This is a genomic window from Cocleimonas sp. KMM 6892 (genome assembly GCF_035798195.1).
GTDB lineage: Bacteria > Pseudomonadota > Gammaproteobacteria > Thiotrichales > Thiotrichaceae > Cocleimonas > Cocleimonas flava.
The window spans coordinates 62,247-84,979 of sequence record NZ_JAPFBV010000009.1; the positions used below are offsets into that span (position 1 = coordinate 62,247).

A 22,733-nucleotide genomic window follows, 5' to 3' on the forward strand; every position below is an offset into this window, starting at 1 on the left:
TGCAACTAGCCTTAGCTGTCTATTTCTCTGCGGCTTTATGCTTTTGCTTCTGATTAGCGCGATTACTTAGCGCTATCTTCCGACAATTCTTTCGCATCGAGAAGTTCTTCAGTTTCACCACCTCGGTGATACCAATCACCCTCACGCATACGCTGAAATACTACGTAAAGCATCGGAATCAGGAAGATACCCACTGTTGAAGCCGCAAGCATTCCAGAAAGAACCGGCAGACCTACCGCGAACATACTGTCAGCACCAGGACCCGTAGAGGTAACCAATGGAATAAGACTCACAATAAACGCAAAAGACGTCATCATAACCGCACGGAAACGTTGATGTGCACCTGTCACCGCAGATTGAAGGATACTTTGACCTTCAGCGCGCCGTTCTAATGAGAATTCAATCATCAGAATGGCGTTCTTCGCCGCCAGTGCTATGAGCACGACGATACCTATTTGCGCATACAACACAAAGGTTGAGCTCGTTAGCATTAACGCCAACATGGCTCCCAGCATCGCCACTAATACCGACAATAATACCGGTATTGGAACGCTCCAACTTTCATACAGTGCAACCAGGAATAAATAGGCGAAAAGTAACGCCAAACCTAAAACGATTAACGTCTGTCCTGATGACTTTTGTTGTTCAAGCGCTTGACCGGTCCATTCAAAACCATATCCATTCGGTAGTGTTTTTGCAGATAAGTCTGCCATCGCCTGCTGTGCTTCACCGTCACCAGCTCCCGCAGCAGCACTACCATTAATGCTAATCGCACGATAGTTATTGTAACGAACCACTGTTCTTGGGCCGACGCCCAAAGTAGCGCGTGCAACCGTCGAAAGTGGAATCATTTCACCCGCACTATTTCTAATCTGTATCGCATAGATAGACTCAGGGCTGGTTCTGAATTCCTTTTCAGCCTGCATACGTACTGTCCAGGTACGACCAAACATATTAAAATCGTTGATGTAATAACCACCCAGTGTTGCCTGGAGTGCAGTAAATACATCCGAGAGATTCACACCCAGAGTCTGTACCTTGTCACGATCAATCTCTAGATTAATCTGTGGGGTAGACGCTTCATACGTTGAAAATACTCGTGATAATTGTGGCGCCTGATTAGCGGCAACAACGATGCCGCGCATGGTCGCAGCCATTTCCGAAGGTTCCTGCCCCTGTAGACCTTCCAGTATAAATTCGAAACCACCCGCCTGACCGACACCTTGAATAGCTGGTGGATTCAGTGCAATGAAGAAACCATCCGGAATCGTAGACAACGATCCGAACAAGCGTCTTACCACTGCTGTAGAATGCATGTCAGCTGACTCACGTTCCTCGTAATCTTTAAGACGCACGAATAACACTCCGGCATTTGATGCCGCTCCACCACCGAGCAAATCAATACCAACAACCGCGGTAACACTAGAAACGGCAGATTCCTTTTTGATGACTGCTTCTGCTTTCTGCGCTGCAAGCGTACTTCGATTAAGCGATGCACCCGGAGGCAGATTGAAGATCACCATGATGTAACCTTTATCCTCTGAAGGTAAAAAGCCACTAGGAGTAGATTGGAAAATACTAAAGTTTGCGTAGCCAACACCAAAAATGATAACCACACCTAAAATGGCAACACGAACCAGACGCTTAACGATCGCCGCATAGCCATTTCCGACTTTATTGATACCATTTGTGATGTTACGCATGATTCCGCGCGGCTGACCCGGCTTCAAAAACACTGCACACAATGCAGGCGATAAACTCAATGCATTGATTGCAGAAATCACCATTGCCGCAGAAATCGTAATCGAAAACTGACGGAATAAAACACCACTACTTCCAGAGAGGAATGCGACAGGAATAAACACCGATAACAACACCAGCGTTATCGCGATTATCGGCCCGGCAATTTCTCCCATGGCCTTGCTCGTCGCCTCGGCGGAGGTCAATTCGGGGTTCTCCTCCATAACACGTTCGACGTTTTCAACCACCAGTATGGCATCATCAACAACGATACCTATGGCTAACACCAGCGCAAGTAAGGAGATGGTATTGACCGAATACCCAAATGCCAACAGAACCGCGAAGGTTCCTATGACAGCAACAGGAACGGCAATTAAAGGAATCAGTGTTGCTTTAAAACGGCCAAGGAAAATAAACACAACCAAGGCAACCAAAGCAAATGCTTCAAGCAGTGTGCCGATAACTCTTTCCATCATCGCAGATACAAATTCTGCGGTGCTGTAGATAAAGGCGTAACTGACACCATCAGGGAAACGTACCTGAAGTTCTTCCAGACGTTTTGATACAGCCGATGCCACTTCAACCGCATTTGCACCGGGAGAAAGGTAAATACCCACTGGCGCTGCTGGTCGTCCATCGTTGGTAGCGACGGTGTCAAAATTAGCCGCAGAGAGCTCAATTTTTGCTACGTCTTTTAAACGTACTTGAGAACCATCGGTTTGACTACGAAGGATCACATTGCCAAACTCTTCCGTTGATTTCAGACGACCTTTGGTCGTAATGGTTAACTGCAAACGTTGATCTGAACTCAGTGGTGCTGCACCAATTCTACCAGCCGCAGCCTGCAAGTTTTGCGATTCAATCGCTGCAATCACGTCACTTGATGTCATTGAGAAATCAGCAAGCTTTTGCGGATCAATCCAGATACGCATGGAGTAATCACGTACACCAAATACAGAGGCATCACCTACGCCCGGCACACGTTTGAGCTCATCGAGTACATTCAGAGAGACAAAATTACTTAAGAATAATTGGTCATGACTGTCATCTGTTGAACGGAACATAAAGACTTGCAACATATCTGTTGAAACCTTAGATACCGTAACCCCAGTCGAGCGCACTTCCTGAGGTAAACGAGATTCCGCCTGATTCACTCGGTTTTGCACGTTAACCGTATCGATATCCGGATCAGTATCCAAATCGAAGGTTACGTTCAAGGAATATGAACCATCATTAGCGGATGTAGACTTCATGTAAGTCATACCCGTCACACCATTAATGGCATTTTCCAGCGGTTGAGCGACAGACTCTTCCACCGTAAGGGCATCAGCACCAGAATAATTCGCCGTCACTTTCACCGTAGGTGGAGCGATATTCGGGTATTGAGATACTGGAATGACCAGAATTGAAATCAAACCCGCTAGCGTAATTATCAGCGAAATAACGATCGCAAGACGAGGCCTGCGTATAAAGAGATCGAAAATCATGACCGCTTATTCCTTTGTGCTTTTAATGTTGCCAGTAGTGGGCACTGCGCCACTTTGGTCTTCAGCCATTTGCGGGGAGACTTTTCCACCCGGCTTGGCCTTCTGATGACCGCTGATAATGACCTTGTCACCCTCTTCAAGCCCAGAATCAATGACAATCAAAGATCCTTGCTGTTCACCTGTGGTGATGCGTTTAATCACAACTTTATCTTCAGCGTCTACTGCTAAAACATAAGTGCCTTGCTGGTCGAGTAAAAGCGCTGCCTGTGATACCACAAGTTTTCTTTCTGGCTGTTTTCTAATCACAGAAACCTGCACTAATTGCTGGTCAATCAACAGACGATCCGGGTTAGGAATACTGGCACGTACTGTCACCGAATCTGTGGTTGAATTACCTTGTACATTTGTAAATTTGATGGTGCCTTTATGCGCGTAAGTCGATCCATCAGGCAGTTCTAAACTGACATATACGCCGTCTGTTTTTCGTCCCGTTTTACGAATTTCAGTCATTAGCCACTGTGGCACAGGAAAAGAAACATACATCGGGTCTTGAGCAACTAGCGTAACAAGAGCATTACTGTCTGGCCCTACCAGATTACCTACTGAGTAGGTGGTACGACCGACCAAGCCATTCATTGGAGCGGTAATTCTGGTGTAACCCAGATTAAGTTTAGCGCTGCTTAGTTCGGCTTCGCGGACTTGAACGTTTGCCTGCGCTTGCAATAGCGCAGATTGCGCGTCATCCAGAGATGCTTGAGCCAGCGTTCTTTGTTTTACCAGTTTGTTATTTCGATTAAATGTTTGTTGTGCCAACGTCAATGCGGCTTTGGCACTGGCAAGACTTGCCTCTGCCTGACGTACTGTAATTTCAAAAGAGTCTCGCTCTATTTCAAACAGTACCTGCCCTTTTTTGACTTCACCACCTTCAACAAATGATTTCTTTTTCAGGTAGCCTTGCACACGTGCACGAATCTGAACCGTATCTACCGCTTCAACGCGTCCGGTAAATGTTCTCTCTTCCGTGACGTCTTTAAATTTTGCCGCTTCAACAATAACCGTAGCGGGTGGAGGAGCCGCAGCCGGAGCCTTGGTTTCTGCACTGGTACTACTGCCACATCCAGAAAGCAAAAGTGAACCAAAAAGGAAAAGCACGAGAAAGTGCATACGAGTCTTAGCTGAATAGCCGTGTTTAACTGTAGTAGACATTGGAATCATTGTTTATTTGCAAAAAGGGAGCAATCGTACAATACAACGTGAGTTCACACACCCAGAAAAGTATTATGTTTCATTAAATATCTGTAATAAAACTATGCACTGACTGTGCAAAAAAATCGCTTAACGATCATTCATTCATTTAAAATATAAGGTTGGCACCCCCCTACTTATAAGCCGTTTTTTTAAAACGCCTTAAAGTTCTTTAGAAACAACGACCTAAGAAAGTCACTGTAACGAAGCTGTCATCAGAACAGGTTCATTAACTTATCGTAAGGTTTGGGCATGTGTTAACACACATCATGCATCTCATTATCTGCGACCCAGTATCAGCGACTAATTCACGTGCATTAAAATATTAAAGTCCCTGAGATACCTCCAATAATTTTCAGCGCATCTTTTAACGATCCAATACCCGCTTTCGCACTGATGCTTGAGCTTGCAAAGTCACATGCAGCCAACACCTTGGGTTGCATCGATCCCTTTGCCAACGACATCAGTCTTATTTCAGCTGCTGACGCCTGTTTTATGGGACTTTGATCTGCTGTTCCAAAGTTTTCATAGACCGCATCGACGTCGGTTAACATTAACAACATATCTGCACCGATTTTTTTTGCGAGTAACGCACTGGCTTTGTCTTTATCGATAACCGCTTCAATACCGGTGCTTTTACCTTCTTTGTCACGAACGATGGGAATTCCCCCGCCTCCTGCGCAAATCACCACCACATTATTCTTTAGCAATAACTCAATGATTGGAATATCGGGTATTGAAACAGGGTTTGGCGATGGCACCACTCGACGATAACTGTCACCATCTGCGGCGATAGTCCAACCTCTTTTTGCCGCTATTTTTTCTGCTTCCTCTTTGGTGTAGATTGGGCCAACCGGTTTGCTAGGATCCTCGAAAGCCGGATCATCCGGATTCACTTCGATCTGTGTCAAAAGCATCGCTACCTGCCGATCAGAAGGCAAGGCATTCTCAAGTTCTTGTTCAATCAAATAACCAATCATGCCTTCCGTTTCTGCGCCCAAAACATCCAGCGGATAAGCTTCATCTGGCTTGTATGCAGCACCTTGCAACGCCAGCAAACCAACTTGAGGCCCATTACCATGAGTGACCACGACCTGATGCCCTGCCGAGATCACTTCTGCTATGGCTTTAGCAGCAACTTTGGTATTTATGCGCTGGTTTTCCATGGTCAGAGGTTCGCCACGTTTCAGTAGTGCGTTCCCTCCAAGTGCGATCACAATTAACATAATTAATCTCCCATCATCGATACTAGAACGGCTTTTATAGTATGCATGCGGTTTTCAGCCTGATCAAAAACAATGGATGCTTCAGACTCAAACACCTCGTCTGTCACCTCCATACTATCGAGACCGAATTTTTCTTTCATTTCCATACCGACTGTGGTGTCGGTGTTATGAAATGAGGGTAAACAATGCATAAATTTGGTATTGGGGTTACCCGTTTTTTGCATGAGTTCTGTGTTTACCTGATACGGACTTAACAAATCAATTCTTTGCTGCCATTTTTCAGCGGGCTCTCCCATTGACACCCAAACGTCCGTGTAAATAAAATCACAGTCTTTCACCGCCTCATCGGGGTTATCGGTGACCAGCAATTTAGCGCCCGTTTGATTAGCGACAGATTGCGCATAGTCGATGATTTCTGCTTGTGGCCAACAGGCTTTGGGTGCACACAAACGCACATCCATACCCAGCTTAGCGCCACCAATTAGTAAGGAATCACCCATATTATTTTCGGCATCACCGATAAAACAGTATCTGATTTGGCTCATCGGCTTTTCACTGTGTTCGCGCATCGTTAAAGCATCAGCCAAAAACTGTGTAGGGTGATATTCATTGGTGAGCCCATTAAAAACCGGCACCCCAGAAAATTCAGCGAGTTGTTCAACAATGTCCTGACCGAAGCCACGATACTCAATACCGTCGTAAATTCTGCCTAACACTCGCGCGGTATCTTTAATCGTTTCTTTATGACCTATATGGGAACCTGTTGGACCCAGAAAAGTGACATTAGCGCCTTGATCATAAGCCGCAACTTCAAACCCTACACGTGTTCGTGTCGAGTTTTTTTCGAAGATAAGCGCAATGTTCTTGCCTTTTAAGCGCTGTTGTTCAGTTCCTGTATATTTTGCGGTCTTTAGATCCGCTGAAAGCTTGAGTAAAAATTTGAGTTCAGTAGGACTGAAATCTCTAACGGTTAGTAAGCTTCTATTGCGTAAATTAAATGGCATTTCTATTTCCTTGTTCGAGCATTCGAACATCTATCACCTTCACACACTTCATTCCTTTAATAAAAAGTTGGAATAAAGTGTGCGAATTCAACCTGTAAGTTAATTTTTGAGAATCACTTAAAAAATCGGATCGCGTTGAATAGGACAAGTCATACAATGCGCGCCACCACGGGCACGTCCTAACTCTGAACCTTTAACGGTAATCACTTCAATACCAGCCTGACGTAATTTATCGTTGGTAAATGTATTGCGTTCATACCCAATGACTACACCCGGTTCTAATGCAAATACATTATTGCCGTCATCCCATTGCTCGCGTTCGCGTTCATAGCTATCACCACCGGTTGCTACTATCTGAAGTTCTTTAACATCCAGACATTCTGCGGCTACTTCAAACAAGGATTTTGACTCTTCACGAATATCGATCGTGTCTTTTGCCTCACCTGGACGTAAGGAATAGCATTTGATGGTTGAAGCCACTTCGATGTAGCTGGTCGCAATATCGTGATCACATAAACTAAATACAGTATCCAGATGCATTGCTGAACGCGCTTTAGGCATTTCACATGCAACTACGCGCTGTGCCGCACCTGATTTAAATAAGGATTTAGCAACCTGCCCCACAGCTTGTGGCGTTGAACGTTCACCCATTCCAATCAATACTGCACCGTTACCGATTGGCATAACATCGCCGCCTTCCAAAGTCGCAGGACCGTGATCGATATCCGGATCGCCCCACCAGATGTTCATCTGGTTTAGCTTAAACAGCGGATGGAAATGATAGATGGCAGCCATCAACAAGGTTTCTTGTCGACGTGCCTGCCAATGCATTGGATTGAGGGTTAGACCGTTGTAAATCCAGCAACTGTTGTCACGGGTAAAAATCATATTGGGCACGGGTGGAATCACAAACCCTTCTGAACCCAGATAATTTCCGAACATGCCATGTTGCTTAAAAGGAAGGTCGTGAACCGCAATACCACCGATGAGAAATTGAGCCAGATCAGCATCACTCATCTCATTTAGCCAACCTCGTAATTCATCAATCATGCCGACTCCGACATGGTCTTCGGTGATACGTCGATCTAATACCCAGGCTCGTCCCTGCGGTAATGAAAGAACTTCAGCAAGTAACTCATGAACATCGAGTACTTCTACCCCGCGTTCTGTCATTCGATCACAGAATTCAGCGTGGTCTTTTTTTGCCTGATCTATCCAAAAGACATCATCGAAAAGGAGATCATTACAATTCATCGGTGTTACACGGGTGTGTGCCAAACCAGGTCGACAAACAATCACTTTATGTAACTTTCCAACTTCGGAATGTACGCCTAGCGTTTCTGTTATGTTATTAGACATTTTGTTTACCTTTTATTTACCTTTGTTTGTTTGAATACTTGTTAGAAAATATTTTGTTTGAATATTCGTTTAAGTATTTATTTAAATAGTCATTAGATTGTTAAGGATCAGGCCATCGCGCCAAAGCTCAGTACAGCCATAATCAAAATGGAAAGAATGAGCAATAAAGGCCAAACAAACTTCAACCACTTTTCATAAGACACCCGACCTATTGCAAGACCACCAACCACAACCGCTGATGTTGGAGTCACCAAATTGACAAGACCACAAGCAGACTGGAATGCAGTCACAACGAGATCACGACCTACACCGGAAAAGTCCCCAAGTGGCGCCATGATGGGCATACTTAATACTGCTAGACCTGAAGTTGAAGGAACAAAGAATGAAAGCAATACTTCAATCCAGTACATGATGTTGATGAAGAGAATATTGGAAAAGCCTTTAATCGCCTCTGCTGAGGTATTCAAAATGGTATCGGTCATGTGACCTGCATCCATTATCACGACAATGCCGCGCGCAACTCCGATAATTAAGGCAACCCGAAGAAGGTCACGAGCGCCATCAACAAATGAGTCTGTGAAACCTTTTTCACCTACCCTGCCGATCACACCGATGATGAGTGAAGAGGCAAGAAATAGAACGGCCATTTTAGCCATCCACCAGCCTTGTGTTGCCACCCCCCAAACCATGATTCCGAAGGTCGCGATAAACACCACTAAAATCAGTTTATGCGTGGTGGTTAGAACCGCATCAGGTGCTGCTGCAAATTTCAGGAAATGGTCTTTATTACTTTCTTGCTGTTCTGCAACCAGTGATTTTGAAGGGTCTTTACGTACGCGTTCCGCATACCACATCACATAAGCGGTACAAATCAACCAGCCGACACCCAGAATAATTAATCGCAAGTCCATGCCTTCGGTAAAGGGAATTCCCGCAGCATTTGCCGCAATAGTGGTAGAAAATGGATTGATCGTAGAGCCCAAAACACCGATGCCCGCTCCTAATAAAATGACCGCGACACCGGTTAAAGCATCATAGCCAGCGACGATCATAATTGGGACAATCAATATATAGAACGCCATTGTTTCCTCTGCCATGCCGTAGGTAGTACCCCCAGCGGCGAACAGCGCCATCATGATCGGTATCATCCATTTCTCATGGCCTTTCAGAGCAGCCATGGCGCGTGCAATCCCAGTGTTTACAGAACCTGTTGAATTGACAACACCCAAAAAACCACCCAGAACTAATACGAACATAACCACATCAATCGCATTGGCTGTACCAGAATCTGGATCGTAGAAACCCTTTATCGGTGCCATCAAAACATCAAAGATACCTTGAGGATTAGCATCTACTGCGTGATAGGTTCCAGGTACTGGAAGATCTTTACCGACTGACTCACTCGCAACACGATCGAATTCACCTGACGGCACTATCCAGGTCAGCGCTGCCATAACGATAATCAAACCAAAAAGAATCGTGAGTGCACTCGGGAATTTGGATTGAATGGCACTGACTAAGCCGGCTTTATCATTGGCTGTGGAGGGAGTACTTTCTGTTGAAGTAGTCATTTGAATATCCTCTAAAGTTTTGTAAACACAAATAAAAATAATTTTTAACAACTTGTGATGACAAACTTTATTCTCCGGGGAGAGGCTTTACTATTCGTAAATGTGCGTATTAAAGTACGTACTTTGCACAGATATAGTGCATTTGAATTACGTACTAGACGGCAGAATGCGCCAAGCCTTTTTTCAAGATTGTTTCAAAGACGTATTCCAAGAAGATTACAAAGAGTTATGCAGTAGGACACTTATTCTTTGCTAGAAAAAACCCGTATAAGTGGGGGGGTGCCTTTTGTTTTAAACTAGATCTGGACTAGATTTAAACCTGATGGAAACCAGGTTTTAGACGGAGCTTTCGACGAGGTTTCCGGCAAAGCTATCAATAAAAAAAACAAATAGAACGCACAAAAAAATGTACATCAAATATTGTCAAAGCCATGAGGGACTTACTATTCAGGATACGCGCTAACAACTTCTTTTTTTAAGCTCGTTATCTGAGTTAGCTAGGTCTGACAATATTTGATGCACTGACTGCCTTATTCAATGACTAAATTACTAAATCTCTAAGCTATCAAATCACTGTGCGTTTAACTTACGTTGCATCCAGCCCATGTATAACAAAGCCCAGCCATCAAAAAACAGACTGATAGATATATACAAACCAACAATCAACAGTGTTGATTCAGGCCAACCGACCAGAAATAAGATGGCGAGAGCTAATGAAGTGACGCCGTTAAATATCATCCAACCCCAACCTACTAATGGCCGTAACATATAAGCAAAGGTGAAGCTGCCGATGGCATCGATAATGAGATAAATCACTAGCAATACGCCAATTGCTGCAACCCCATCCAAAGGGTAAAACAACATAACACCACCGGTGATTAGCAACATCAATGGTTTCACCCATTGAGTCCAACCGTATAACTTGTATTTAAAGGTATGCACCAGCCAGAAAATACTGCCTACCATTAATAAACCGGCAATAAATATTGTCGCCTGCAATGCCATGATTTCAGGGAGTAAAACGCCAATACACCCAAGCGCTATCAGTAATATCCCTGTAATAACGGAGAAGCTACCAAATTTTGGCAGTGTTGCCATAACCTCCAGTTGTTGCTGATGAATGTCTCCATCGTGTGTTTCGTGACTGTTTATTGATATATGTTTCATGATCTTGTCCTTAAAAATGCACCTAAAAATACTTCTTAAAATATTCCTAAAATGTTAGAAAAATACACTTAAGACATGTTTATATAATGATACTTATTCACATATTGAAACAGTCGATGTTGTACGTAATTTTGCTGTGGAAAATACGTACAAAGTCACCCCCCTACTTTGGGGCACTTTTTTGCAGTACTTTTTTCTGCCGTAATTCTTCTTTTGCAGGACTTCTTTTTTGACATAACTTATTTGAAAGAAAACGAAAGCCCCATATAAACAATAAAATATATAAATCGCGTAAACGTATTCCATCAGACGTAACTTCTTTGAAAAAAACTGAATTCCTTTGACTTATATCCACAAGTCGTCACTGACTTCGTTGTTATTATTAGGAACTTCTGTTTTAGAACTGTAAATCTACATACAAAAACACTGAGAAAAATGCCTAGAAATAAACTCGTACAAACAGTGAATAATCAAACACGCGATAATGTCTTTGAAAACATAGCGGACCATCTGCCGGGAATGGTTATTCGTTGCTTGAATAATAAACAGTGGGATATGTTATTTATCAGTCGTGGGGCTTACGAACTGACAGGCTATACCGCTGAAGAGTTGTTGTCAGAAAATGGTCAAAAATTCTCTTTATTGATTTATGAAGAAGATAAGGCACGCCTTTGGCAAGAAGTACAAACAGCCATCAAACAGAAAAAACCTTTCGAAGTTATTTATCGTTTTAACAGTAAAAATGGCGAACAGAAATGGGTCATGGCGAGAGGCCAGGCTATCTACACGGATAAGTACTATGAGAATCCCAAAGCCGCTACTTCTGAACTCATTCTAGAAGCTATCCTGCTTGATATTACCCAACAAAAACAGATCGAACTTGAACTAAGGCAAAACAAAAAACTACAGCGCAGTATTCTGGATTATTCTATTGAAGGCATTGTGATCCATCGCGACGCGAAGCCTCTGTTTGTCAATAAATCATTTTTAAAGATGCTTGGGTACGACAGTTATCTTGAATTATTAAGACTCGGTTCCATCATCTCTTTGATTTCACCGCCATTCCGTGAACGCATGATAACTTTCGCAGAAGCGCGATTGAAAGGTGAATATGCCCCCGAAGAATATGAGTTTGAAGCCTTACATAAAGATGGCTCAAAACGCTGCATGGAAATTAAATCAAATGTAATTGACTGGCATGGTGAGCCGGCCATTTTAAGCACCTTATTTAACATCACTCAACGAAAAAGAGCCTTGCAACAAGCCAAACAACAACGTGAGCAATTAGCGCATACCAATAGGTTAAATATGATGGGTGAAATGACGGCGGGTATCGCGCACGAACTGAATCAACCGCTCACAGCTATTGCCAGTCGTTGTGCCGCCGCAAAAAACAGAATGAACAGCGAGAATCCAGATCTGGAAAAGGTCAAAGAAGCGCTCTCCAGTATTGAAGAACAAGCACTGCGCAGTGGCAAAATTATTCAGCAATTGCGCGCAATGGTTAAAAGCAATAACTCTCATCTGCAAAGAATAAACATCAACGAGCTACTGGATACCTGTCTTAACTTTTTCAAAATGGAAGGTCTGTTTCATAGCGTCGATATCATCACCAATATTGCTCCTAACCTGCCAGAGGTAAAGGGTGACCCGATTCAGATACAACAAGTAGTATTAAACCTGATTCACAATGCCAACGATGCGATGCAACACATCCCCAAGGATGAACGCTGTTTAACATTAACCGCCTTACAACATGACGATAGTGCTGTTCAAATTTCTGTGAGTGATTGCGGAGAAGGTATCGAAAAAGAACAGGAGACCAAGCTATTTGACTCTTTCTTTACCACCAAAAGCACCGGTATGGGCATGGGTTTATCCATTTGTCGTACGATTATCGATTCGCATAATGGACAACTATGGTTTAGCCGAAACCCCGAACAAGGCATAACGTTTCGTTTTACTCTGCCTATTCATACCGCTAAAGAAGAGTCTAAAAATCAAACTGATAACATTGAGTCGAGGGAATTATAATGACTAATCAAACACAGACTGTATTTATTGTCGACGATGATCAAGCCGTTCGAGATTCATTGGCAGATTTAATGGATTCAGTCGGTATCAACGTAGAAACCTATGCCACCGCCAATGATTTTCTGGGACAATATACTTCTGATCGTATGGGTTGTCTGATACTGGATATACGTATGCCCGGCATGAGTGGTTTGGAGTTACAACAGGAACTGATTCGACGTGATACTGTGTTACCTATCATCTTCATCACGGGTCATGGTGATGTACCGATGGCGGTTCAGGCAATACAGGCCGGCGCATTAGATTTCATACAGAAACCGTTTCGCGACCAGGATTTACTTGATCGTGTGAATCACGCATTGAAAAGTTGTGATTCTCAACAGAATAATCAGCAACAAACGCAATCTGTCAAAAAACATATTCATAACCTTACACCGCGAGAGCATCAGGTCATGGAAATGATTGTTGAAGGTAAAGCCAATAAAGTGATTGCGATTGACCTTGGTTTGAGCCAACGCACTATTGAGGTACATCGCAAGAATGTGATGCAAAAACTGGAAGCGCGCTCATTGGCTGAATTGGTAAGAATTGTGACTCAAACCGGACTGGCTTAAGACACCCCCCTACTTTAGGGGCGTTTTTTATGAGTTTATTTAGCGCGTACTAAAAACCAGATCGAATAGAAAATGTGCTATCAGACCTGATTATCCTGGTTAAGGCTATCCTGATTATGATTGTCTTAATCTAATCTGCTACTTTCTCAAATTGATCCATTGCTTCGATCACATGTGTGGCATACATAACGCTGGGTCCACCACCCATAAGAACAGCAACGCCTAGCGCATCGGTTATCTCTGCGCGCGTAGCACCTGCTTTCATCGCATCATGAGTGTGAAACGCAATACAACCGTCACAACGAGCTGTTACTGCTATAGCTAATGAAATAAGTTCTTTAGTTTTAGTATCTAAAGCACCATTAGCAGAACCTGCCGCATGAAGCGCACCAAAGGCTTTCATGACATCTGGTTGGTCTTGAGATAAAACACCCATATTGCCTTGAATTTTTTCCAACTGTTGTGGGTAGGTTAATGTGCTGGGTAGTTCACTAGTCATTTTAATCTCCTTAATTTCACTAATTTTTGTGTTCTGGTTTCTGGGTTTAAGTACTTATTAAGCACCCTCTATCATCACCATTAATTTTAATACCAGGCAAAGATCCGTTTATTGAGATAGGTTATGAAATTAAACGTTTGTTGTATTTAAAGGTGTATTTAAAGCTGTTTTTTTGATGTCTTTTTCTAATGTATTCATTCATTTGAAAATAGTGAATACAAGAAAAGGAAGTTAAAGAAAGATAAAGAAATGAAAGGCACCCCCCTACTTTGAATGATATTAGGTTTTTGTTTTCTAAAAACCTAAATAGAGCCGAGCTTGCAAGACAAAAGCTTTAGCTGACCCTTTAGGGTGAGGCGTAGCCGAATAATTTATGCAGAGCTAGGGTCTTTTTATTTCGCCGTTTGAAATAACCAAAAGAACTTATTAAGAGGCTACTGCTTGGCTGAAGCCATACGAAATCCATATCGAAGTATCACAAGACATGATCAAACAACCCTGTTTCATATCGATCAAATTACCTCAGCCCTATTCGCAAAATACGTAACTGCATACGCACATCTACGGATTAAAAACGGCTGTATTTAACCTTACAATCTCTACTGAAAGTAACTTAGAGATATAAGGAAATAACATGAAAAAGTTAGCAATAGCGGTATGTGTTTTGGCGGCAGTTAATCTCACTGCGTGTACACAATACAAAAGCATGAAACATGAGAAGCAAAAAGAGTATCTGATTGAGGATACAATTAATGCGACAGATCCAAGTGATCGTGCAGCGATCATCACCAGTAAAATGGTTGAAGCGCTCGGACTGAATGAAGCGCAAAGAGTTAAAGTGGCTCTGCTCAACGAAGACTTTTCAAATCGTTATAGTGTTCTTGCTGCGTCTAACAACCCTAAAATCAACAAACGTAAAGAATTTATCAAACTCACCGACGAGAAGAACCAAGAACTTAAAAAGGTTTTTAATAATGCTCAGGTGACAAAGTGGAATGAAATCCGAAAAGAATTTTGGGATGAATACCGCATGCTTTAACAACACGAATTCTTACAGTAATAGCAATCAGCACACACCAAGGTTTTTGGTGTGTGCTGATTTTTTATAGATGAAAGCTTCTTTAATCAGTACTTTTTTAATTAATACTATTTGTAATTAATACTATTTGTAATTAATTAAAGACAGATAAGTAATAACGCTAAACTATGCTTTCTTCTTTTTTTTCTTGTTACCTGACATCGCTTCAAAGCTTGCAATAATATCGAGCAACTCATTAGTTATGATGTCTTGACGCGCCTGGCGATACTCGCCACCCAATTCCTCTATGTGTTCATCCAGATTTTTCTCCGCAGCTTGCATCGCAGTGAGACGACTGCCGTGTTCAGCCGATTGACTCTCGGCACAGGCACGAAACAGTGAGATGAAAAAGTATTGGTTTAGTAATGATGAGAGTAATGACTCTCGGTTCATTGTATAGGTTGGTAAACTCCTGCCTGGCCAGTCCTTGATATTAAAATTGCTAAATTGGTCTAATTGTAACGGCAATAAATGAAATTTAGTTGGATGGTATGAAGCTCTATTTTTAGGTCGATTGTGATACAGAAATAGATTTTTTATCCCTGATTTTTCACGCCAGCTATCGATATACATCAATATTTGCTGAACACTCGAGGCTATCTGATTGGCTGTTCCCGGTAAGGTTAGTACCTCATCAACCGGTTGTCCTGCACGTTCTAGTAAATCCCCTGCCCGTAAGCCCAAACAAAGCACTTTAGGCTTAACGCAACTCGGCAAGGTTTTGAAATGCTTCAGCATATAGCCTGTAACATCTTCATTAAAGCGACCACACATACCATGATCTGACCCAAAGACCACGGCAGCCATGCCACCGTTAAGTGAAGGCACGATATGTCTTGGATTGAGCTCATCACGCATCACAACACGCAAGCCGAGTTCTACGGTATGCCAATAGTCTGTCAGTGATTCAATAGACTGTTCATACTGATGAATATTCGACGCAGACAAGGCTTTCATGGTTGCAACTATATTGTGCAACCCTTCCATGCTTTTGATTTGTTCTTGTAAGCGTTCAGGCGTTTCCATGACTTTTTATCACTGTTTGATAATCCCGCTGAGAAAATCTACTAACGACTGCCAATCTTCATCACTGAGCTTTTCACCAGATTCGATTTTCGTCGCAAGTGGCTTCATCTGTTGTTGAAGTGCATCGGCAATCTTTTTCTGTGTTACTGATATTTGGTTCAGTGCCAGCCCATCGAACAAGCCCTCATTCACCGCTTTGAGCATCGCTATTTGCTGAATAACCGTGAGTGGCTGATGATCGCCCTGCTTTAACACCTCACGCACGCGTCGACCACGATTAATCGCCGCCTGACTGGCGTCATCAAGACGCGTTGCAAAGCGTGCAAACGATTCGAGCTCTTCAAACTGTGAATAGGCGAGTCTAAGATCACCCGCGACAGCTCTGTATGCTGGCAATTGTGCCTTGCCTCCCACACGTGAAACTGATTTACCAGTATCCACTGCTGGCAACAATCCCTTACGAAATAACCCTGGTGATAAGTAAATCTGGCCATCGGTAATCGAGACCAAATTAGTCGGGATATAGGCGGAAATGTCTTCTGCCTGGGTTTCAATAATTGGCAACGCAGTAAGAGAACCACCACCCAATGCTTCACTCAATTGGGTAGAGCGTTCAAGCAAACGTGAATGTATGTAAAAGATATCACCGGGAAAAGCTTCGCGTCCCGGAGCGCGTCTCAATAGCAACGACAATTCGCGATAAGCACGCGCATGTCGGATCAAATCATCGTAAACAATCAGTACGTGTTTACCCTGATCACGAAACCATTCAGCCATGGTAGTGGCTGCATACGGTGTCATATATTGTAATCCTGGCTGATCTTCACCTGAAGTAACAACCACGATAGTTTGTTCTAACATCTCCGCGTCGCGCAGCGTTTCAACGACTCTGGCAACCGCTGTACCGCGTTGTCCTATGGCACAATAAATACAGATCATGCCTGTGCCGCGCTGATTGATAATGGTATCCACTGCCACCGAGGTTTTTCCCGTTTGGCGATCACCTACGATTAATTCACGCTGACCATGACCAATTGGAATTAACGCATCTATGGATTTAATACCCGTTTGTAAAGGCACCTTTACTGGCGCCCTTTCCATAATTTTGGGGGCTTCGCGCTCCATTGGCATACGCGTGTGAATATTTAACGGAGAACCACCATCCAGCACATTACCAGTAGCATCGATAACCCGCCCCAATAAGGCATCACCCACAGGTGTATCGGCGATATGGCCGGTTCGTTTGACCGATGCTCCTGCTTTAATTAAAGGATCATCAGCCAGTAAAATTACGCCTATCTCATCTTCCCCAAGATCAATCGCAATACCGGGCACGTTTCCCGGAAATAACAGAATTTCTTCAGCCTGCGTTTTGGGTAAACCTTCCACGTGAGCAATGCCACCTCCGACAAAAGTGATAATACCCGTTTCGGTTAGAATCAAATCAGAAGAAGGTTTAGATAGAGCCTCGTCATACATTGACTCTACTTGGCCAAGTGTTTGCTTGAGGTTTTGTTTCAGGCTTTGTTTCAGGCTTTGTTTCAAGTCGCTTTGCTCTAAATTCGCATCAGTCATTGGTCTTAGACTCATAGTCAGAATTATAATTAAGGCTTTTTAATAAGCGTTGATCAAAATCTTTCAAGTACTCATCGATATTCCAGCCTACCTGGTATCCACCGGTATCCAGAGAAATCCCGCAGAGCAAATCACTCGATACTGTGTAATTCACGTTGGCGGAATCGTTAATATTTTTATGGATGGCTTGTGTGATTTTTTGTTTCATCGGCGCTTCAAGTTCAAAAGCGCTAACGATATGAAAATCGCTGGTTGAGGCTTTTAGATGCTTCAATAAATCATCATCCAGATCGTGCAAACGCTTCAGAAATACGGTGATAATCTGTATTTCGAGTGAGGAATCAGATAAGTCAGAAAATACCCGTCGCCCAGTATCCTGAATCGCTTTTACAGTCGTTTTACTCAAATCATCAAGATAATTCTTTTGCTCTTGGTGCAAGTGTTTTTGCCACAATTCCTTTTGCTGCTGTACATCTTTACGCGCAGCTTCTTCCAGCGCGAGACGTTTCTCTTGCGCTGCCGCTTCAGCTTCTTGCATCAACTTTGTTTTGTCTTGTTCCAGAGCTGCAATTTTATTTTCGTAATCCTGCATGGTTAATTGCGCTTTATGATCACGATCTTTGGCTTCATTGATATTATCCGCGATACCTTTCTGGCGTCGATCCATTGCATCAATGATTGGCTTATAAAGAAAACGCTTTAACAGCCATACCAGAACCAGAAAGTTGACGATCTGAGCACTAACTGTCAACCAGTCGATTTCCATCTCAGTTGCCTGCTGCCGTTTTTGCGAATTCCCAGAAAGGGTTTGCGAAGATCAGAATCATTGAAACCACAAAACAATAAATAGCCACTGATTCAATCATCGCCAATCCCACAAACAGTGTTCGGGTAATGGTGCTAGAGGCATCTGGTTGCTGGGCAATGGCACTCAAAGCCTGAGAAACGGCACGTCCCTCACCGAGTGCAGGCCCTACTGAGCCGATTGCGATTGTTAGACCTGCCGTAATTATTGAGGCTACGGCGATGATGCTAAAACTGTCCATTTTTATTCTCCTTTCTAAAGTTAATTAGGATTTGATTCGGGTTTAATGTCTGATTCACTGGGCTTTTTTGGCTCGTCAGAATTTTTTGTTTTATTGATCGCACTGGCTCTGGTTTTATCATGGGCAGCTGTTGCCGATGCAATGTAAACCATCGCCAGCATGGCAAAGATATATGCCTGAACAGTACCAGTGATAAGTCCCAGCAATTGCATAACCAGTGGAAAGAAAAACGGAGTTAGACTCAATAAAATGCCGACAATCACTGTGCCACTCATAATGTTGCCGTATAGCCTGACAGCCAGAGAAATAGTGCGTGTAAGTTCACCAATGATATTAAATGGCATCATCAGAATGGTTGGCTGGATATATTGTTTTAAGTAGCCACCGATTCCATCATTCGCGATACCAAATAAAGGCACGGCGACAAACACGCTTATTGCGAGCGCAGTGGTTGTTGATAATGAGCCAGTAGGAGCAACAAAACCGGGGATATTCTCCAACAAATTAGAGCTCAAAATATAGAGAAACAAGGTGCCAATAAATGGCAAGTATCGACTAGAATCCTTTCCACTTGCATCGCTGATTTGATCATTAATGGTAGTAACGATGACTTCTAGTAGATTCTGCCAACGAGGAATTTCTGCCTCAATCGTCAGTTTTCGGGTAATTATCCATGAACCACCCACCAACACAAACATGACGACCCATGTAAAAACCATAGTCTCATTGATATGCAGCCATTCCCACTGCCACAAAATTGATTGATCAGGGGTGATATTCATATCGGTTTTGCTGTATCAACTCTATCAACTGCAGCTACCGTTGCAGCTTGTTTTACAGATTGATTTACAGGCTCTGGCTTGTATTTTCTGGTGAGAATAAAGCGAACCACGATAAGTCCTAATAGCGCGATCAACAGTCCCTGCCAACCAACATTGCGCATGATCAGATAAAAAATGAACATCACAAAAGCCATGCGTAAGATCAAACTGGATAGCATTAATAATGCGGGATTATTACTTATTGTTAATTTTTTTAGCGTTAACCAAAGCCCGAAAAAATAGACAAATCCAGCAAATCCACCCACTAAAAAAGCCATAAGCCAAGCTGACCAGTTTGCAAATGTATTTATCGCTTCTAAATTTATAGATTCAATCATCATTGTTACTTTCCTTTTTCACCCAAACCCAGGCATTGATACAACCCGCTATTAAGCCAATAATGAGCAGATTTAATGTCCATGAAACTGGCCCAGGCCAGTGCTTGTCAATCCATACGCCCAATGCAACTCCTATCAACGTAGGAACGACCACAGCCCACCCGACAAGACCAAACATTCCCAGACCAAACCACACAGAATGATTTTTTTCCCGTTGCGCACGCAATTTAAGGTCTGCCTTGCGATCGACAGATTTCTCAAAATGTTCCTGCGGTTTTGGTTTTTGATTAGCCATAACGTTGTTTTTCGAGTTGAATTAAGTTGCGCATGACCCCTGCCTCTAAACGTGCCAAAGCACTACGGGTAATTCGTTGTTGTTCATCAAGCAAAATAAAATGTTCCTTAACCAGATGATGGAGTTGCTCAAGATCATCACCACGAACGGCATTGAAAACGGATACCAGAACCTGATTGCCGTGTTTGATCAATGTCCCGATATCGACGGCGACATATTGTTCCTTTGCTTGTTCCTTTGCATTGTTGTGATCACTTTCTTGTGAGCCTTTTTGCGTATCTTGTTGAGTAAAGGTAAGAATGCCCGGCACCAGCGCTGCAACAAAATCGATGTGATTAGGAAGCAGACAAAAGCTACCGTTTTGGGCTTCAGCGACAACTTTTGTTACCTGTTCTTCCAGTAACACTTTTGTTGGCAATAACAACTTCAAGGTCAAAGAAGTCTGATTAAGTGAGTTCTCTGCAGCTGCACTCTCAGTACTTGTACTTTCCGTATTTGCATTGTCTGCAGCAGCTGACTGAATCATGACTTTTTCACAGCCTCATCGATTGAGCCAATCATGTATAAAGCCTGTTCTGGGTAGTCTGCAAACTCATCTGCAAGAATACGTTCACAACCTTCGATAGTGTCTTCAAGCGAGACAGTTCGCCCGGTGTTACCCGTAAATTGTTCCGTGGTATGAAAAGGTTGTGTTAGAAAACGTTCTAAATGACGTGCCCTGCTGACTACTTTGCGATCCTCAGTCGATAATTCCTCGACGCCCAGCATCGCGATAATATCTTTGAGATCTTCATATTCAGCCAATGAGCTTCGTACAGACTGAGCCACATCAAAATGACGTTGTCCAACCACACCGGGACTTAGCATTTTAGAATTGGACTGCAGTGGATCCATCGCCGGATAAAATCCCTGCGATGCGCGTTTACGGGATAACACCACAGACGCAGAGAGATGCGCGAAGGTATGCGTTGCCGAAGGATCAGTCAGATCATCTGCAGGAACATATACTGCCTGCACTGAGGTAATCGCCGCCGATGCTGTACTACAAATGCGTTCTTCTAGTTCAGACAACTCAGAAGCCAAGGTAGGCTGATAGCCAACGCGTGAGGGAATACGCCCCATCAAGCCAGATACCTCGGTGCCTGATTGAATGAAACGAAAAATATTATCAACCATCAACAATACATCACGCTTCGCCACATCTCTGAAATATTCAGCGACACTTAAAGCTGCATGCCCTACACGAAAACGAGCTCCCGGAGGCTCATTCATTTGGCCGAAAACTAAAGCCGTATTTTGCAACACGCCCGCTGCATCCATTTCACGATAGAGTTCTTCAGCCTCACGGCTGCGCTCACCGATTCCACAAAACAGGCTGATGCCCTGATATTGTCCTGCGGTATTATTGATAAGCTCGGTAATAAGTACCGTTTTACCGACACCCGCACCACCAAATAAACCTGACTTTCCACCACGTTCCAACGGAGCCAATAAATCAATGGCTTTTATACCTGTCATAAACACTTCTTGCTTAGTGACTCTTTCAGATAGTGGTAATGGTGCTTTATGGATGGAGCTAAAATGCTTTGTTTTAAAAGGTTCGCCGTTATCTACTGGCTGACCAAACACATTGATCATCCGTCCCAATAACTCTTCACCAACAGGAACTTGCAAAGGTCCACCCGTATCAATAACTTTGGTGCCCCTTGCTAAGCCTCTGGTAGCGGCTAATGCTATACACCTGACTACCGTTTCACTCACATGAGTTTGCACCTCAAGCATCAACGGAAAATTTTCACCAATGTCTACACTTAGTGCTTGACGACGCGCGGGTAAAGCCCCTGCAAAAGAAACATCAACAACGCTTCCGTGAACCGCATGGATATGCCCCACTTTTAATGAACTTTCAGGTTTAGATGTGTCAGTTTGTGTAGTCATTTTATGGGTTGTTTATTACCTAATAAGTCAATCTGTATATCGGTATTTATGTCTCGTAAAAATTGAACGAGTTTTCAAAACTAATTTCGGGAAATCTGTTAGCAACAAATTCCCCGAAAATATTTTGGTCGTTAATCTACTTTCACTTTATGTCGCTTGGTGGCTTCCACTTTAGGAATTGTTACCTCCAACATACCGTCCTTAAATTTCGCTTTGGCTTTGTCGCCGACTACTTCACAGGGCAAAGGTAACGTTCGTGAATAACTTCCACTGCTAGTCTCACGACGGTAATAGTCACCTTTCTCTTCTTCCTTATCATGCTGAACACTACCCTTGATGGTAATGCTGTTATTGGTAACCGATAGATCAACATCTTCCTTTTTCATTCCCGCGACTTCTGCTCGAACCAGAACTTCATCATCACGATCTATAATATCCACCGATGGAGATTGGGTATTAAGCAGACTTGGAAAGTTTCCCCATGACGGAAAGTTGTTCTGAAAACGATTCATCCACTGTGCCGGAAACATATTTTCAAACCATTGGTCCATGTCTTTGCTTGAAACTGGCCAAGCCATCTCAGAACCCTTACTTTTTTGCATAGGTTTAGTTAACGTTTTATCTTCGTTTTTCATCTGATTTCTCCCTAATTAAAAGTTAGTAGGTATAT

Annotated in this window: 21 protein-coding genes; 3 read left to right on the top strand and 18 right to left on the bottom strand. The window is 43.1% G+C overall.

All coding sequences use genetic code 11. The annotated features are described in order from the left end of the window. Positions 1 to 62: 62 nt before the first annotated feature. From OO007_RS19110 to OO007_RS19140, 7 genes are all read right to left on the bottom strand, one after another. Positions 63 to 3,227 carry an efflux RND transporter permease subunit gene (locus OO007_RS19110; RefSeq protein WP_325810020.1) on the bottom strand — a complete coding sequence of 1,055 codons (3,165 nt, stop codon included), beginning with the start codon at positions 3,225 to 3,227 and terminating at the stop codon, positions 63 to 65. A 6-nt stretch (positions 3,228 to 3,233) separates the two neighbouring features. Next, positions 3,234 to 4,433, bottom strand: coding sequence for an efflux RND transporter periplasmic adaptor subunit (locus tag OO007_RS19115; protein ID WP_325810021.1), 1,200 nt, complete (start codon positions 4,431 to 4,433; stop codon positions 3,234 to 3,236). Between the two features lie 356 nt (positions 4,434 to 4,789). Continuing rightward, complete coding sequence (gene arcC, locus OO007_RS19120; protein WP_325810022.1) at positions 4,790 to 5,698, bottom strand: carbamate kinase; 909 nt, start codon at positions 5,696 to 5,698, stop codon at positions 4,790 to 4,792. A 2-nt stretch (positions 5,699 to 5,700) separates the two neighbouring features. After that, complete coding sequence (argF, locus tag OO007_RS19125) at positions 5,701 to 6,702, bottom strand: ornithine carbamoyltransferase (protein ID WP_325810023.1); 1,002 nt, start codon at positions 6,700 to 6,702, stop codon at positions 5,701 to 5,703. A 117-nt stretch (positions 6,703 to 6,819) separates the two neighbouring features. After that, the gene (locus OO007_RS19130) at positions 6,820 to 8,061 is read right to left on the bottom strand and encodes an arginine deiminase (RefSeq protein ID WP_325810024.1); all 1,242 of its coding nucleotides are present in this window, start codon (positions 8,059 to 8,061) and stop codon (positions 6,820 to 6,822) included. A 107-nt stretch (positions 8,062 to 8,168) separates the two neighbouring features. Beyond that, a complete protein-coding gene (locus OO007_RS19135; RefSeq protein ID WP_131905858.1) occupies positions 8,169 to 9,632 on the bottom strand; it encodes a YfcC family protein in 1,464 nt (487 codons plus the stop codon). Between the two features lie 570 nt (positions 9,633 to 10,202). Further along, entirely contained in the window at positions 10,203 to 10,799 is a 597-nt protein-coding gene (locus OO007_RS19140; protein ID WP_207907042.1) for an HdeD family acid-resistance protein, read from the bottom strand. A 435-nt stretch (positions 10,800 to 11,234) separates the two neighbouring features. On the opposite strand from OO007_RS19140, the gene OO007_RS19145 reads away from it, so the two are divergent. Next, positions 11,235 to 12,833, top strand: coding sequence for a PAS domain-containing sensor histidine kinase (locus OO007_RS19145; RefSeq protein ID WP_325810025.1), 1,599 nt, complete (start codon positions 11,235 to 11,237; stop codon positions 12,831 to 12,833). Continuing rightward, complete coding sequence (locus OO007_RS19150; protein WP_325810026.1) at positions 12,833 to 13,447, top strand: response regulator transcription factor; 615 nt, start codon at positions 12,833 to 12,835, stop codon at positions 13,445 to 13,447. Before OO007_RS19145 ends, OO007_RS19150 begins: the two co-directional genes overlap by 1 nt. Positions 13,448 to 13,577: 130 nt before the next feature. Here the strand turns inward: OO007_RS19150 and OO007_RS19155 are convergent, their stop codons facing one another. Then, the gene (locus OO007_RS19155) at positions 13,578 to 13,946 is read right to left on the bottom strand and encodes a carboxymuconolactone decarboxylase family protein (RefSeq protein WP_131905861.1); all 369 of its coding nucleotides are present in this window, start codon (positions 13,944 to 13,946) and stop codon (positions 13,578 to 13,580) included. 634 nt (positions 13,947 to 14,580) lie between these two features. Here OO007_RS19155 and OO007_RS19160 point away from each other — a divergent pair. Next, positions 14,581 to 14,985, top strand: coding sequence for a hypothetical protein (locus OO007_RS19160; RefSeq protein ID WP_131905862.1), 405 nt, complete (start codon positions 14,581 to 14,583; stop codon positions 14,983 to 14,985). 165 nt (positions 14,986 to 15,150) lie between these two features. Here the strand turns inward: OO007_RS19160 and OO007_RS19165 are convergent, their stop codons facing one another. From OO007_RS19165 to OO007_RS19210, 10 genes are all read right to left on the bottom strand, one after another. Continuing rightward, complete coding sequence (locus OO007_RS19165; RefSeq protein ID WP_325810027.1) at positions 15,151 to 16,050, bottom strand: F0F1 ATP synthase subunit gamma; 900 nt, start codon at positions 16,048 to 16,050, stop codon at positions 15,151 to 15,153. Between the two features lie 9 nt (positions 16,051 to 16,059). After that, positions 16,060 to 17,625: an alternate F1F0 ATPase, F1 subunit alpha gene (locus tag OO007_RS19170; protein ID WP_325810028.1), complete on the bottom strand. Its 1,566-nt coding sequence runs from the start codon at positions 17,623 to 17,625 to the stop codon at positions 16,060 to 16,062. Further along, on the bottom strand, positions 17,618 to 18,391 hold the full coding sequence (locus OO007_RS19175; RefSeq protein WP_325810029.1) for a F0F1 ATP synthase subunit delta: 774 nt from the start codon (positions 18,389 to 18,391) through the stop codon (positions 17,618 to 17,620). The genes OO007_RS19170 and OO007_RS19175 overlap by 8 nt, the downstream gene beginning before the upstream one ends. A gap of 1 nt (position 18,392) precedes the next feature. Then, positions 18,393 to 18,671, bottom strand: a complete 279-nt coding sequence (locus OO007_RS19180) for a F0F1 ATP synthase subunit C (protein ID WP_131905866.1) — start codon at positions 18,669 to 18,671, stop codon at positions 18,393 to 18,395. Between the two features lie 20 nt (positions 18,672 to 18,691). Next, complete coding sequence (locus tag OO007_RS19185; protein WP_325810030.1) at positions 18,692 to 19,453, bottom strand: F0F1 ATP synthase subunit A; 762 nt, start codon at positions 19,451 to 19,453, stop codon at positions 18,692 to 18,694. Further along, positions 19,450 to 19,833: an ATP synthase subunit I gene (locus OO007_RS19190; protein WP_325810031.1), complete on the bottom strand. Its 384-nt coding sequence runs from the start codon at positions 19,831 to 19,833 to the stop codon at positions 19,450 to 19,452. Before OO007_RS19190 ends, OO007_RS19185 begins: the two co-directional genes overlap by 4 nt. Then, complete coding sequence (locus OO007_RS19195; protein ID WP_131906179.1) at positions 19,823 to 20,125, bottom strand: AtpZ/AtpI family protein; 303 nt, start codon at positions 20,123 to 20,125, stop codon at positions 19,823 to 19,825. Before OO007_RS19195 ends, OO007_RS19190 begins: the two co-directional genes overlap by 11 nt. Next, a complete protein-coding gene (locus OO007_RS19200; protein ID WP_325810032.1) occupies positions 20,118 to 20,651 on the bottom strand; it encodes a hypothetical protein in 534 nt (177 codons plus the stop codon). The genes OO007_RS19195 and OO007_RS19200 overlap by 8 nt, the downstream gene beginning before the upstream one ends. Next, positions 20,648 to 22,063 carry a F0F1 ATP synthase subunit beta gene (gene atpD / locus OO007_RS19205; protein ID WP_325810033.1) on the bottom strand — a complete coding sequence of 472 codons (1,416 nt, stop codon included), beginning with the start codon at positions 22,061 to 22,063 and terminating at the stop codon, positions 20,648 to 20,650. Before atpD ends, OO007_RS19200 begins: the two co-directional genes overlap by 4 nt. Positions 22,064 to 22,194: 131 nt before the next feature. Next, a complete protein-coding gene (locus tag OO007_RS19210; protein ID WP_325810034.1) occupies positions 22,195 to 22,641 on the bottom strand; it encodes an Hsp20/alpha crystallin family protein in 447 nt (148 codons plus the stop codon). Positions 22,642 to 22,733: the final 92 nt, after the last annotated feature.

What these genes read in the sequence shown, in the direction of transcription:
- OO007_RS19110 (WP_325810020.1), bottom strand. Translation starts at nt 3,227, where the DNA reads ATGATTTTCGATCTCTTTATACGCAGGCCTCGTCTTGCGATCGTTATT.
- OO007_RS19115 (WP_325810021.1), bottom strand. Translation starts at nt 4,433, where the DNA reads ATGTCTACTACAGTTAAACACGGCTATTCAGCTAAGACTCGTATGCAC.
- arcC (WP_325810022.1), bottom strand. Translation starts at nt 5,698, where the DNA reads ATGTTAATTGTGATCGCACTTGGAGGGAACGCACTACTGAAACGTGGC.
- argF (WP_325810023.1), bottom strand. Translation starts at nt 6,702, where the DNA reads ATGCCATTTAATTTACGCAATAGAAGCTTACTAACCGTTAGAGATTTC.
- OO007_RS19130 (WP_325810024.1), bottom strand. Translation starts at nt 8,061, where the DNA reads ATGTCTAATAACATAACAGAAACGCTAGGCGTACATTCCGAAGTTGGA.
- OO007_RS19135 (WP_131905858.1), bottom strand. Translation starts at nt 9,632, where the DNA reads ATGACTACTTCAACAGAAAGTACTCCCTCCACAGCCAATGATAAAGCC.
- OO007_RS19140 (WP_207907042.1), bottom strand. Translation starts at nt 10,799, where the DNA reads ATGAAACATATATCAATAAACAGTCACGAAACACACGATGGAGACATT.
- OO007_RS19145 (WP_325810025.1), top strand. Translation starts at nt 11,235, where the DNA reads ATGCCTAGAAATAAACTCGTACAAACAGTGAATAATCAAACACGCGAT.
- OO007_RS19150 (WP_325810026.1), top strand. Translation starts at nt 12,833, where the DNA reads ATGACTAATCAAACACAGACTGTATTTATTGTCGACGATGATCAAGCC.
- OO007_RS19155 (WP_131905861.1), bottom strand. Translation starts at nt 13,946, where the DNA reads ATGACTAGTGAACTACCCAGCACATTAACCTACCCACAACAGTTGGAA.
- OO007_RS19160 (WP_131905862.1), top strand. Translation starts at nt 14,581, where the DNA reads ATGAAAAAGTTAGCAATAGCGGTATGTGTTTTGGCGGCAGTTAATCTC.
- OO007_RS19165 (WP_325810027.1), bottom strand. Translation starts at nt 16,050, where the DNA reads ATGGAAACGCCTGAACGCTTACAAGAACAAATCAAAAGCATGGAAGGG.
- OO007_RS19170 (WP_325810028.1), bottom strand. Translation starts at nt 17,625, where the DNA reads ATGACTGATGCGAATTTAGAGCAAAGCGACTTGAAACAAAGCCTGAAA.
- OO007_RS19175 (WP_325810029.1), bottom strand. Translation starts at nt 18,391, where the DNA reads ATGGAAATCGACTGGTTGACAGTTAGTGCTCAGATCGTCAACTTTCTG.
- OO007_RS19180 (WP_131905866.1), bottom strand. Translation starts at nt 18,671, where the DNA reads ATGGACAGTTTTAGCATCATCGCCGTAGCCTCAATAATTACGGCAGGT.
- OO007_RS19185 (WP_325810030.1), bottom strand. Translation starts at nt 19,453, where the DNA reads ATGAATATCACCCCTGATCAATCAATTTTGTGGCAGTGGGAATGGCTG.
- OO007_RS19190 (WP_325810031.1), bottom strand. Translation starts at nt 19,833, where the DNA reads ATGATGATTGAATCTATAAATTTAGAAGCGATAAATACATTTGCAAAC.
- OO007_RS19195 (WP_131906179.1), bottom strand. Translation starts at nt 20,125, where the DNA reads ATGGCTAATCAAAAACCAAAACCGCAGGAACATTTTGAGAAATCTGTC.
- OO007_RS19200 (WP_325810032.1), bottom strand. Translation starts at nt 20,651, where the DNA reads ATGATTCAGTCAGCTGCTGCAGACAATGCAAATACGGAAAGTACAAGT.
- atpD (WP_325810033.1), bottom strand. Translation starts at nt 22,063, where the DNA reads ATGACTACACAAACTGACACATCTAAACCTGAAAGTTCATTAAAAGTG.
- OO007_RS19210 (WP_325810034.1), bottom strand. Translation starts at nt 22,641, where the DNA reads ATGGCTTGGCCAGTTTCAAGCAAAGACATGGACCAATGGTTTGAAAAT.